The organism is Pseudogemmobacter sp. TB195 (assembly GCF_058313095.1).
The window spans coordinates 232,686-244,926 of record NZ_JBZEGG010000001.1; the positions used below are offsets into that span (position 1 = coordinate 232,686).

Consider the following 12,241-nt stretch of genomic DNA (forward strand, 5'->3'; position numbering starts at 1 on the left):
CGACAGCCGCCCCGGCACCGGACTATTCCGCCGCCAGACCCGGATCAGCCCCGACCGAAGCCCAGCGGTTCGCAGGCCGTTTCAGCCCGAGATTTTCGCGCAGGCTCCGCCCCTCATATTCGCGGCGGAAGATACCGCGCCGTTGCAATTCGGGGATGACAAGCGTCACGAAATCCTCAAGCCCGCCCGGCAGCCAGGGCGGAAGAATGTTGAACCCGTCCGCGCCCTTGCCGATAAGCCATTCCTCCATCAGATCGGCGATTTCGACCGGCGTTCCGATCAGCGTCAGATGACCGCGCGCGGTGGCAACCCAGGCGTAAAGCTCGCGGATCGAGAAACCGGTCTCATCCGCGATACGGCGCAAAAGCTGCTGACGGCTTTTCATCCCCTCGGTCGCGGGGGCCTCGGGCAGCGGACCGTCCAGCGGATAGCCCGCCAGATCCAGCGTCCCCCCGGTCAGCGCATTCAGCAGCCCGATCCCCTCTTCCGGCAGGATCAGCGCATTCAGCGCGTCATATTTCGCCTGGGCCTCGGCCTTTGTCGCCCCGATAAAAGGCGCGAGGCCCGGCATGATCAGGATCTCATCCGACGCCCGGCCAAGCGCCGCCGCCCGCCCCTTCACATCGGCATAAAACGCCTGGGCCGAAGCCAGATCCTGCTGGGTGGTAAAGATCACCTCCGCCGAGGCGGCAGCAAAATCGCGGCCCGTCTCTGACTGCCCGGCCTGGACAATCACCGGATGGCCCTGTGGCGGGCGCGGCGCATTCAGCGGGCCTTCGACGCGGAAAAACGCCCCCTCATGCCGGATCGGTCGCACCTTTTCCGGGTCAAAATAGACCCCCGTGGCGCGATCCCGCAGGAAGGCATCATCATCCCAGCTGTCCCAGAGCTGTTTGACCACATCGAGATGCTCGGCCGCACGGGCATAGCGCGCGTCATGGCCATATTGCGCCGCAAGGCCGAAATTCCGCGCCGGCCCGTCCCCATGCGAGGTCACCACATTCCAGGCCGCCCGCCCGCCCGAGATCATATCCAGCGAAGCGAAACGGCGCGCGACATGATAGGGTTCCTCATAGCTGGTCGAAGCGGTGGCGATGAACCCGATATGTTTCGTGGTAACTGAAAGCGCCGCAAACAGGGTCAGCGGCTCGAACCCGGCGGCCTTTGCGCTGCCGCCCTCTCGCCCGCCGATTTCGGCGGAAAGCGTATCGGCAAGGAAATAGGCGTCGAACAGCCCGCGCTCGGCCAGGGCCGCAAGCTCCTGGTGAAAGGCCAGACTGACCGCGCCGTCCAGCGGTTGATCCGGGTGGCGCCAGGCCGCGACATGCTGGCCGCCGCCGGGCAGAAAGGCGCCAAGGCGCAGCTTGCGGCTCATGCGCCCCCCTCCGGTTTGTGGTCGGCGGCGATGGAAAGGGGGCGCTGCGCCTTCAGCTCCGCCACCAGCGGCTCCAGCTTTTCCAGCGCGCGATCGACCGCGATAGCGCCAAGGGCCAGCCGCAGCGGCGCGTCGTCCCGCGCGAGCTGCGCCAGGACCAGTTGCACCGCGCGTTCGGGATCTCCGTCTTCCTGGCCCGCGCCGGCCCGGATCGAGGCCGGACGCTGATGCGCGACACGGCCATGATAGGCTGCGATCTGCGGCGCCGAGAGGATCGAGCGTCCGGCGAAATCGGTACGGAACGGCCCCGGCTCGACCAGAAGCACCCGGATCCCGAACTCTGCCACCTCTTCCGACAGCGCCTCTGACAGCGCCTCGACCGCGAATTTCGTCGCCGCGTAATAGCCGACACCAGGCTTCGCCGCGAGCCCGGCGACCGAGCTGATATTGACGATATGACCATAGCCGCGCGCCCGCTGCCCGGGCAGAACCAGCCGCGTCAGGGCCGCGAGCGCAAAGACATTCACCTCGAAAACCTGACGGATTTCGGCGTCCTGGCCCTCTTCCTGGGCCGCAAGATAGCCAAATCCCGCATTGTTCACGAGGACATCAATCGCCCCGAACCGCGCTTCGGCGCCAGCGACCGCCGCCTCGCGCGCTTGGCCATCCGTCACATCCAGCGCGAGCGGCAGAACGCGCTCGCCAAACCGCGCGGCCAGCGGCTCCAGCGCGCGGATGTCGCGCGCGGTTGCGACCACACGATGCCCGGCCTCAAGCGCCTGGCGGGCAAAGATCGCGCCGAAGCCAGTGGAGGCGCCGGTGATGAACCAGACAGAATTATCCTTTAATGTCATAATCTTACTTCCTTATGCCACCGCCGGTTTGGCATCCGGGTGTATCGCGGCAATCCATTGCGGCGGCGGCGTGGTGCCATTCACCGCCCAGTCGCCAATGATCCGGTCCTTGTAGATGCGCGGATTATGCGAGGCGAGGGTGCGGGCATTGCGCCAGTGGCGGTCGAGCCCCAGCCCGCTGCGCGTGGCCGAGGCCGACAGCGCGTCAAAGAGCGAGGTCGTCGCCGCAAGGATCAGATCGATCACCACCGATTGCGCCTGGGCCGATTCCAGTTCGGCCACGATATTCGCGGCGTCCTCCGCAGCCTCGTCACCGGCAAAACGGGTGGCGAAGGCGCGTCCGACCGCCTCGGCCGCTTTCAGCGTGATCGCCTGGGCGGCATAGACCTGGGCGCGAAGCTTGCCCAGCACCGCCAGAACCTGCGCATCATGGCGCGGCAGCGCGGCATTGGCATGGCTGAAGGTGCGCCGCCGCAACCCGAGCTCGGCCACGGTATCGCGCACCAGCGCCCGCCCGATGCCCACCAGCGTCGCGAGATGGTAAAGCTGGTAATAGGCGGTCGAATAGCGCAGCCGTTCGGCCCCTTGCCAAAGGTTCTCCGGCGCAACTTCGACAGTCTCATAAATGCTCGTGCCCGAGGCCGAAAGCCGCTGGCCGAACCCGTCCCAGTCATCCAGAACGGTCACGCCCGGCGCCGTGCGTGGCACAAAGGCAAAGACCGTCTCGCCCTGATCGTCGCTGGCGGAAATGTCGATCCAGTCGGCGTAAAGCGTGCCGGTGGTATAGAATTTCTTGCCGGTCAGCCGCAGCCCGTCAGCCGTCTGGCTGAGCCGGGTCGAGAAACGGTCGGTCTTTGCCTCGCCGATTTCGGTAAAGCCGACACCGACCAGATCCCCCGCCGCCAGCCGCGGGGCCCAGAGCGCGCGCCGTGCCGTATCGCGCTGGTTCAGCACATCCTCGACAAAACCGAAATGCACCCGCAACGCCTGGGCGATGTTCGAATCCGCCTCGGCCAGCTCGATGATCAGGTTCAGGAATTCCGGAAAGCTGAGGCCCTTGCCGCCTTCTGCAACCGGCAGCCGCGTCGCGGTAAAGCCGCTTTGCTTCAACGCCGCGATCTGTTCCAGCGGAAGGCTGTGTTCGCGCTCGCGCCGGCCAAATGCATCGGTGATCGCGGCCAGGATCGGGCGAAAGCCAGACGCGACCTCCTCATATCGGCTGCCAGGATCCGTCTGCGCGCCGGGGGGGGCGCCCCAAAGCTGGTCAATCTGGCTCATTCACTTTCTCCTTCGTCTGGTCGGGGACGACATCCCGTTCCGACCCTATAATTTCTGCAATTTCCACGGCTTGCCGTGCGATATCGGGGATGGCGGTGCTCTCCCACCAAAGCCCGCGCAAAGGGGGGCCAAGGGCAAAGAGCCGATGCGAGCGCCGCCCATCCCGATCGGTGATCCGTCCATCAGGCGCCGCGTCAATCCCCAGCGACAGCGGCCCGGGGCGCACCAGCCCGCGTTCCAGCAGGTTCTGCACCAGCGGACGGTCGATCCGCCGCCAGTCATATTCCACCCCGGCAGAGAGGATCACGGCATCGAAGCGCGACGCCGTCACCGCCTGACCGCCGCGCAGACGGTGGCGGATCGTCACGCCCCGGCCTTCCTTGATCCCCTGCACGGTCGATGCGACCTGGTGCAGCCGCCCCTCGCGCGCGGCCGCACTGACATGGGCATATCCGATGGGCGGGGCGCGGTGATGGTGGACCTCCCACAGGCTGCGGACATGGCGCTGAAAGCGCCGTTTTTCACCTGGGTCAGAAGCCCGCCACCAGCGCCCGATATGGGCCCGCACCAGATCCAGCGGCGATTGCCAGTCGCCCCCCGAGGCCTGCGCCAGCCGGCATTCCCGGACCACCAGCGCGAAAAGGGCGCGGATGGTGATGCGGTCAGGCAGGTCGGCGAGGTAATCCGGCCATTCCGGCGCCAGCCGGCGCGGCTCTGGCCGGCGGCCATGGCGTGAAAACACCGTGATATGGCCGTGATGGCCCGCCTCTGCCAGCGAAGCCACCGCATCGACCATACTCAGCCCCGAACCGATGATCGCCACTTCCGCCCCCGGCGGCAGCGCGCGCATCCGCGCGATGTCCCAGGGGGCAATGGCTTTGCCCGCAGCCTGGCCTGCATCGGGGCGCGAAAAATGCAGCCCCGTTGCCAGCACGGCATGGCTGCCTGCAAATTCGCGCCCATCCGCCAGCCTGGCACTGAACCCGCCCGCCTTCGGCGAGAGGTCGGTGACCTCACCCGTGATGCAGGTCAGGCCCCCATTCAGCGCAGCCGCCTCCAGGATCGAAGCGGCATAACGCCCGTAGAGCCAGCGCGGCACAAAGACATCCGCCGCCCGCGCCTGAGGCCCGCCCCCGGGAATCAGACCACCGGCATAGCGGTGCTCCAGCCAGCGGCTGAAATGATCCGGATCCGCAGGGTCAGCGCTCAGCGCAGAGGCCGGGCCATTGGCCTGATGGATATCCGCACCCGCGGCATAGGCCGCGCCCTGCCCCGGCCGGCCATTCTCGCCGATCAGGATCACGGCGGCGCCCTGGCGCAGCAAAGCCGCCGCCACCAGCGCCCCGGAGAGCCCGTCGCCGATCACGAGTACCGCCGTTGTCGCCTGGCTATTCATGGCTGAAATCATCAGCCATGATCAGGATTTCGCGAAAGGCGACGGGCCTTCGAATGGAATCCGGTAATGTTCGGCATATTGCGCCGTCACCGCCTCCCATTCGCCATTCTCTCTGGCGGCTCTATAAGGCGCCGGATAATCCCAGCCCGGAGGTTTCTCAAACCCGTTCCATTCATGGTCAATATCAAGCGGAGTCACCTGTGCCTGGGGATCCCAGTCTTCCGGGTGAAGAACTTTCGACATCCGGCGATAATCAAAGGGCAAGACATCGCCATTTTCGACATGGCGCGCGATATAGCCGTCGACGTTTTCCGCCGTAACGATCAGAGATTTCCAGTTTTGCATCCGCTCGGAGGCGCGGGGTTGCCAGCCATTCAGAACATCATAAAGCCGCGAGGTGAAAAGGCCCGCCTGATAGGCCGGGGAATTGGCCGAAGTGGCCAACAACTGCCCGCTTTTTACCGCCAGCAGCCCCTCGGCCGTGCCATCAGCGGCAACCACCAGAACATCCTCGCCCGGCACCAGTCCGGCTGCGCGCAGCGCCGCGATCACCCCCATCGCCACATCGTCATTCTGCGCCACGACGCCCCTTATATCGGGGTGGCGGGTCAGCAGGTCCTGGGCGGCCTTGAGCGAATCTTCGCGGTTGAAGAGGCCCGGCAGCTGGTCGGCAAGCGTGGTTTTGGGGAAATCGGCAAAGGCCGCGTCGCGACCCCGGCTGCGCACCGTATCGGTCGAGAACCCGGGCACCCCGGTCACCCCGATAATCTTGCCGCCGCCAAAGCGCTTTGTCACCTCATCAAGCAGGATCCGCGTCACCGCGCCATGGGCCGTGAACTCTTCGGGCACGGCATAGAGCGTGTAGTAATCACTGACATCGAAGGGGGTCAGCCAGGGTAACGTCGCCCAGACATTCGAGAAATAGGTCTTGTTCTGCGCCGAATATTCCGCGATCCGCCGCACTGCACTGCCATCGGGCGCATGCAGGATGATCGCATTCACGCCAAGGCCCAGCTGCTGCTCAGCCTGGTCCAGCTGGGTCTGGCTGCTCATCTGCCCGTCGAGATAGCTGTAGGAAAAGCCAAGCTCACGGGTGGCGGCTTCGGTCGCGCGGCTCGCCTGGATCATGAATTCGACCCGGCTGGTCCAGGCCAGATAGGCCAGTTTGCCATCCGCCGAGGCAAGCGCCACATTCGGCAGGCCGCTGATCCCGGCGAAAGCGGTCGCCGCCAGCCCCGCCGACCCGAGCGCCAGCAGATCGCGCCGCGAGACACCTTTCGTGTCGAGCCGGTCAAGGTGACCGTCAACCGCCGCAGTATCATCGGGCGAAAACCATCCGCCGGCCTGTTTCAGGAATTTCATGGATATCTCCGCATCTGATGCCGGCCTCCCGCAACGCTTGTGGTCAGGGGCCTGGCGCCGGAACAGATGACACGAAGGGCACAGTCAGATCTTTATCATTCTCGGCGCCGATCCGGGCAATTCTTGCCAATTAGCCGGGTCGAATTGGAAGGAATGCGCTCAACAGAAGATATGATCTGTTCGACACCACTTAAGGCGAAAAATATTCTGCACCTGCAGGAAATAGCCACGCGCCACCCCTCGGATCTGTGGGCAATAATCTCTCAGAATCGATCCGTAATTTCAGCAAAATGCACCTGACAGGCGAGGCAGAGAAAATATCGCCTGTAAGAATCGTGATTTAAGAATGCTGCATTGCCGCAAACGGGGTTTGTTTGGAAACACTTACTCTCTGATCTGCCTATATTCACCGGAATGAGGCTGCGGAGGTCCGTGGCCGGTGGCGAGCCAGACTTTTTGTCCCCGGGCAAAGAGAGGCTCGTCGCATCCATCCCGGAACAGGCGAAATGTCATCCAGATCAGAATGGAACTCCATCCCGGCGCAGAGGCCGGGGGACGCGGCACACACTGGCGGCAACCTGCTGGAAGTGCGCAACCTTTCGAAATCCTATGGCCCCGCGCAGGTGATTTCGGACGTCTCTTTTGACGTGCCGCGCCGATCGGTGGTGACCCTGGTGGGAGAGAATGGCGCCGGGAAATCGACGATCTTCAATATCCTTTCGGGCCTGACCGCGCCCGATCATGGCACGCTGCACCTCGCCGGCGCCCCCTTTAGCCCGCCCAGCCATCGCGCGGCGGTGGCGCAGGGCATCACCCGCGTCTTTCAGGAACAATCCCTCGTCCAGAATGTGCCGGTCTATGAAAACCTGCTTTTGGGTGAAGAGGCGCGATTCACCCGGTTCGGCCAATGGGTTGACCGCGATGCGATGATCCGCGCCGCGCGGGAAATCGTTCAGGAGGCGGGGCTGGATGTCGATGTTCGTCGCAAGACCGGCGATTATGATTTCTCGACCCGACAATCCATCGAGATCGCCCGAGCCTGCCTGACGCCGAAACTTTTGCGCGGGGTCACGGAACCTCTGGTGCTGCTGGACGAGCCGACCTCGGCGCTGGACCGGCGCGATGAGGAGAGCTTTTTCAGCCTGGTGCGCAAGATCCGGCAATATGGCTCGCTTCTCTTCGTCTCGCACCGGCTGACCGAGGTGCTGGAGATCTCGGATGTGATCTATGTGCTGAAAGATGGCGAGATGGTCACCCGCGTCACGCCGCAGGAAACCGACGAGCACCGGCTGCATGGTTTCATGGTCGGGCGGGAACGCGCCACTGACTATTATTACGAGAACCGGCAGCAAACCGCCCTGCCCGCCAGCCCTGCGCTGCGCGCGAAAGGGCTGCGGGTGCTGGCGGACGGGCCCGAGGTCAGCCTGGAGATCCGCCCGGGCGAGATACTCGGCATTGGCGGCCTTCTCGATTCCGGGAAATCGCGGCTGGGCAAATCGATTGCCGGCGTGATCCGCCCGCTTGCCGGCGAGGTCGCGCTTGGCGCGCGCCCGTTCCGCCGCCCCGAAATCGGCCGCGCCACCCGTGAAGGCCTCGGCTATATCCCCGCCGAGCGTCTCGCAGATGGCATCATCGCAAGCTTCCCCACCGCCTGGAATTTCTCGACCGGCAGCGGCGGCGATCTGTTCTCGAACCGCTTCGGGATCTGGCGCGGCCGGAAAGAGCGCCGTGCGGTCCGCAGCCATATCGACACGCTGGCGATCCGTTCGGCGACGCCGGACCTTGCCATGTCGCGGCTTTCGGGTGGCAATCAGCAAAAGGTGGTGCTGGCCCGCTGGCTGGAGCGCAAGCCCGATGTGCTGATCCTCGACAACCCGACCCGCGGGGTCGATGCCGGGGCGAAACAGGAAATCTACCGCGTCTTGCGCGACCTGACCGATCAGGGCGTCGCGATCATCCTGATCACCGATGAGCTGCTGGAACTGATCGGCCTCTCGAACCGTATCCTGATCCTGCAACATGGTGGCGTGGTGGCCGACGTGCCTGCCCCCGCCGATGACAAACCCTCGGAACAGACCCTTGTCGGCCTGATGCTGAGCGATCCCGGCCAGGCCGCGCCCCCGGCGCAACCCGTGGCCGCCCCTGCCCCTGACGCCAAAACCGCCGCACCTGAAACACAGCTGGAAGCCGCAGAATGACCACCGCCCCGCATCCGGAAGGCCGCACCTTCCTCTCGCCCCTCACCGGCCTTTTTGCAAAGGTCGAGACCTCGCTCTGGTTCCCCATCGGGGTCGTGCTGGCGCTGTTCGCCTTCTTCAGCTTTGCCACCGACAGCTTCGCCACTTTGCGCAATTTCTCGGCTGTGAGCGGCCAGGCGGCGACGCTGCTGATCGTCTGCCTTGGCGCGACCTTCATTGTGCTGATGGGGTCGATTGACCTCTCTGTCGGCGCGATTGTGCTGCTGGTTGGCGCGGTCTCGGTCTCGGTGCTGAATGCGCTGAACATCGGCTGGCTGGTGATCCCCTTTGCCGCCCTTGTGGGCGCCGGGCTGGGGCTGGTGAACGGGCTGATCTATACCCGCGGCAAGATCCCGTCTTTCATCGTCACCCTCGGCACGCTTTCGGTGTTCTCCGGCATCGCACTGACGCTGCTTGATGGCCGCGCCATCCAGTTCAACGCGCCGGGGCTGGAGAATATCTCGATCGGGCAATGGATCCCGCGCCTGCCGAATATCGCGCTCTGGGCGATCCTCGCCTGGGTGGTGCTGGTCGTCATCGGGAGCCGCACCCGCTTTGGCCGCTATATGTATCTGATCGGCGGCGGCGAACAGGTTGCGCGCACCGCCGGCGTCCCGGTGGAGCGGTACAAGCTTTACGCCTTCGCGCTGTCAGGGCTGCTTGCAGGCTTTGGTGCGATCCTGGCGGTCGCGCGGCTTGGCGCGGCGGGGCCATCGCTGGGCTCGGATCTTTTGCTGAACAGCCTTGCCGCCATCGTGGTCGGCGGCACCTCGCTGGCCGGTGGGGTCGGCGGCGTTCACCGCACCCTGATCGGCGTTCTCATCATCGCGATCCTCGACAATGGCCTCAATCTGATGGGCGTCTCGCAGTTCCTGCAGATGATCATCAAGGGCCTCGTCGTCATCGCTGCCGTTCTGGTCAGCCGCAAATCCGGCGCTGATCAGGTCATCAAATAAGGCATACCCCATGACCAAACGTCTTATCCTCAACGGGTTCGTGATGAATTCCGTCTCGCATATCCATCACGGCCTCTGGCGCCGCGATGATACGCTGCAAACCGAATTCAACGATCTGAACACCTGGACCACGCTGGCAAAAGCGCTGGAGGCCGCCAAGTTCGACGCGCTCTTTTCCGCTGACATCATCGGGGTCGACCCGGCCTATAAGGGCGGATGGGAGACCTATATCGAAGAGGCGGTGCAGATCCCGATCAACGATTCCGGCGCGCTGATTGCCGCGCTGATCGGCGCGACGGATCAGCTGGGCCTGACGCTGACCTCGTCGATCCTGCAGGAACATCCGTTCAATTTTGCCCGCAAGATCTCGACCCTGGATCACCTGTCGAAAGGGCGGATCGGCTGGAACCTCGTGACCTCTGTCAGCCATAACGCCGCGCAGAATTTCGGGCTCGACCGCATCGTCAAACATGACGAGCGTTACGCCTGGGCCGATGAATATATCGACGTGGTCTATAAGCTCTGGGAAGGCTCCTGGGACGAGGGCGCGGTGCTGGCCGATAAGAAAGGCAACCGCTACGCCGATCCGGCGAAAATCCACCGCATCCATCATGAGGGCAAGCGTTACAAGGTGCTTGGGCCCCATCTGTCGCAACCCTCGCCGCAGCGGGTGCCACTGCTGTTCCAGGCCGGGTCATCGACCGCTGGCCGCGCTTTTGCCGCAAGGAACGCCGAGGGCACCTATATCGTCGCGCAAAAGCCCGAAGGCGCGCGCCGCCAGATCGAAGAAACCAACCGCTATCTGGTCGAGGCCGGGCGCAAGATCGGCGATCTGAAATATATCCAGGGCATGAGCTTCATCATCGGCTCGACCGAGGAAGAGGCGGCACGCAAGGCGCGTGACATTGCCGAGGATGTCAGCCTCGATGGCTACCTCGCCCATCTCAGTCGCGATCTGGGCATTGATCTGGGCGTGCTGGATCCCGAACGCCCGGTGAAAGAGCTGGAGATTGAGGGCGTTCAGGGCGTGGTCCGCGCCTTTGAGGATTCGAACCCCGGCGTCATCCCGAAAGTGCGCGATCTGGGCCAGGTCTATGCCAAAGCCGGCAATATCATCGGCACGCCGGAAAGCATCGCCGATGCGCTGGAAGTCTGGCAGGAGGCCGGGATTGACGGCGTCAATGTCAGCTATCACCGCCTGCCGGCGTCGTTCCTGGAATTTGCCGAACATGTGGTGCCGGAGCTGCAAAAACGCGGCCTGGCGCAGCGCGACTACGCCCCCGGCACCTATCGCGAGAAAATCCTCAGCGAGGGCGCCCGCGTCAACACCCGCCACCCGGCCAGCCGCTATCGCGGTGCGTTTGCGACATCCGCAGCGCCCGTCGCAAAAGCCGCGCCCGTCCCCGCAGAGTAACTTTTACCAACCTGAGCCAAGGCACTACGCTATGAACTTCAAAGACCTCGCCCGTCGGATGCCCGACTTCACCAGCCGCAAGGTGATCGACGCCCATATGGAGCGGCTCGACACCAGCGGCGTGTCGCGGCGCGATTTCCTGTCCTTTGCCTCGGCAAGTGCTGCGGCAGCGGCAGGGGCAGCCTATCTCGGCCTGCCCGCCACCGCGATTGCCTCGGAAAACGGCAAATTCGCCTATCTCACCGGCTTCCTGATCAATGAATGGAACCAGACCTTTGACCGCACCGCGAAAAAGGCGGGTGAGGTCCTCGGGCTGAATTACAGCTCCTTCGACAGCTCGCTTGATGGCGAAAAGCAATATAACCAGTTTGAAAGCCAGGTCGCCGGCGGCACCAATGGCGTGATCTTCAATCTGGCGGATGGCAGCGCGATCAAGGGGATCTCGCGGGTCGCCTCGCAAAACAAGATCTATGTCGCCAATGTCTGGGACAGCCTGCCCTGGTTCACCCCCTTTGATGCGGATGAATATTACACCCTGTTCGCGGTTTCCGAAGAGGTCACGGCGCATCGCGAAATCACCGAAGTGCTGCTGGCAGAAGTCACCAAGAAATTCGGCGGCGGCGATATCATCGGCGTGACCGGATCGAAAGGCAGCCTGCTGGAGCTGCAACGCAACCGGGGCCGCGATCAGGCTTTCGAGAAGTTCCCGAAAACGAAGCTGGTTGATGAGCTTCCGGGTTTGTGGAACCGCGAAGATGCGCTGAAGGCGACCGAAGATCTGCTGACCCGCAACCCCAATGTCGTCGGCATCGTGACCCAGGACGACGATATCGCACTTGGCTCCATCGCGGCGCTGAAGGCCGCCGGTCTGCGCCCGGGCGAGGATGTCCTGGTCGTTGGCACCTCGGGCACCGGGCTCGGCTCAAAAGCGGTCAAGAGCGGCGAACTTCTGGCAACCAAAGGCAATACCGGCGCCTTTGCGGCGGCCCTTTTCACCACCCGGATCTATGATGTGCTGAATGGCTGGGTGCCGCGCGCGCCGGAACGGCTGCTGAACTGGCATACCGTGACACTGGATCAGTCGAACATCGACGGCTGGATCGAACGCTATGTCGACAATGGCGATGTCGAACCGTTTGATTACAAACGCATGTCGAAAGTGCTGCACCCGGAAGACTGGGATCCGCAGAACGAGGTCTATCCGCTGGATATCGACAATAACTTCGCCGGGATCGACAAGCCCGAGGGGTATGAATACCCCGCCGCCTATGTCGCCGCGCGCGAGAATGGCGAAAGTGCTGCAGTCGCGGCGGAATATGCCGAACACTACAAAATCAAATATGACGGGCCTTCGCCGAACAAGGCCTGA

9 protein-coding genes are annotated in these 12,241 nt (G+C 63.8%); 4 read left to right on the forward strand and 5 right to left on the reverse strand.

The features are described 5' to 3' along the window. Window positions 1–22 precede the first annotated feature (22 nt). Genes AC4FS3_RS01150 through AC4FS3_RS01170 form a run of 5 tightly spaced genes read right to left on the reverse strand, consistent with a single transcriptional unit; the run spans window position 23 to window position 6,265 of the window. Entirely contained in the window at window positions 23–1,375 is a 1,353-nt protein-coding gene (locus AC4FS3_RS01150; protein ID WP_491018997.1) for an LLM class flavin-dependent oxidoreductase, read from the reverse strand. Next, complete coding sequence (locus AC4FS3_RS01155) at window positions 1,372–2,229, reverse strand: oxidoreductase (protein WP_491018998.1); 858 nt, start codon at window positions 2,227–2,229, stop codon at window positions 1,372–1,374. The genes AC4FS3_RS01150 and AC4FS3_RS01155 overlap by 4 nt, the downstream gene beginning before the upstream one ends. Window positions 2,230–2,241: 12 nt before the next feature. Next, window positions 2,242–3,507, reverse strand: a complete 1,266-nt coding sequence (locus AC4FS3_RS01160) for an acyl-CoA dehydrogenase family protein (RefSeq protein WP_491018999.1) — start codon at window positions 3,505–3,507, stop codon at window positions 2,242–2,244. Continuing rightward, on the reverse strand, window positions 3,494–4,903 hold the full coding sequence (locus AC4FS3_RS01165; RefSeq protein ID WP_491019000.1) for an FAD/NAD(P)-binding protein: 1,410 nt from the start codon (window positions 4,901–4,903) through the stop codon (window positions 3,494–3,496). The genes AC4FS3_RS01160 and AC4FS3_RS01165 overlap by 14 nt, the downstream gene beginning before the upstream one ends. Before the next feature lie 21 nt (window positions 4,904–4,924). After that, window positions 4,925–6,265: a sugar ABC transporter substrate-binding protein gene (locus AC4FS3_RS01170; protein ID WP_283176678.1), complete on the reverse strand. Its 1,341-nt coding sequence runs from the start codon at window positions 6,263–6,265 to the stop codon at window positions 4,925–4,927. 506 nt (window positions 6,266–6,771) lie between these two features. Here AC4FS3_RS01170 and AC4FS3_RS01175 point away from each other — a divergent pair. Genes AC4FS3_RS01175 through AC4FS3_RS01190 form a run of 4 tightly spaced genes read left to right on the forward strand, consistent with a single transcriptional unit; the run spans window position 6,772 to window position 12,241 of the window. After that, entirely contained in the window at window positions 6,772–8,463 is a 1,692-nt protein-coding gene (locus AC4FS3_RS01175; protein ID WP_491019001.1) for a sugar ABC transporter ATP-binding protein, read from the forward strand. Continuing rightward, entirely contained in the window at window positions 8,460–9,458 is a 999-nt protein-coding gene (locus AC4FS3_RS01180) for an ABC transporter permease (protein WP_491019002.1), read from the forward strand. Before AC4FS3_RS01175 ends, AC4FS3_RS01180 begins: the two co-directional genes overlap by 4 nt. Before the next feature lie 10 nt (window positions 9,459–9,468). Next, window positions 9,469–10,872 (forward strand): NtaA/DmoA family FMN-dependent monooxygenase, encoded by a 1,404-nt coding sequence (locus AC4FS3_RS01185; protein ID WP_491019003.1) that lies wholly within the window; start codon window positions 9,469–9,471, stop codon window positions 10,870–10,872. A gap of 31 nt (window positions 10,873–10,903) precedes the next feature. Beyond that, window positions 10,904–12,241, forward strand: coding sequence for a sugar ABC transporter substrate-binding protein (locus AC4FS3_RS01190; RefSeq protein WP_491019004.1), 1,338 nt, complete (start codon window positions 10,904–10,906; stop codon window positions 12,239–12,241).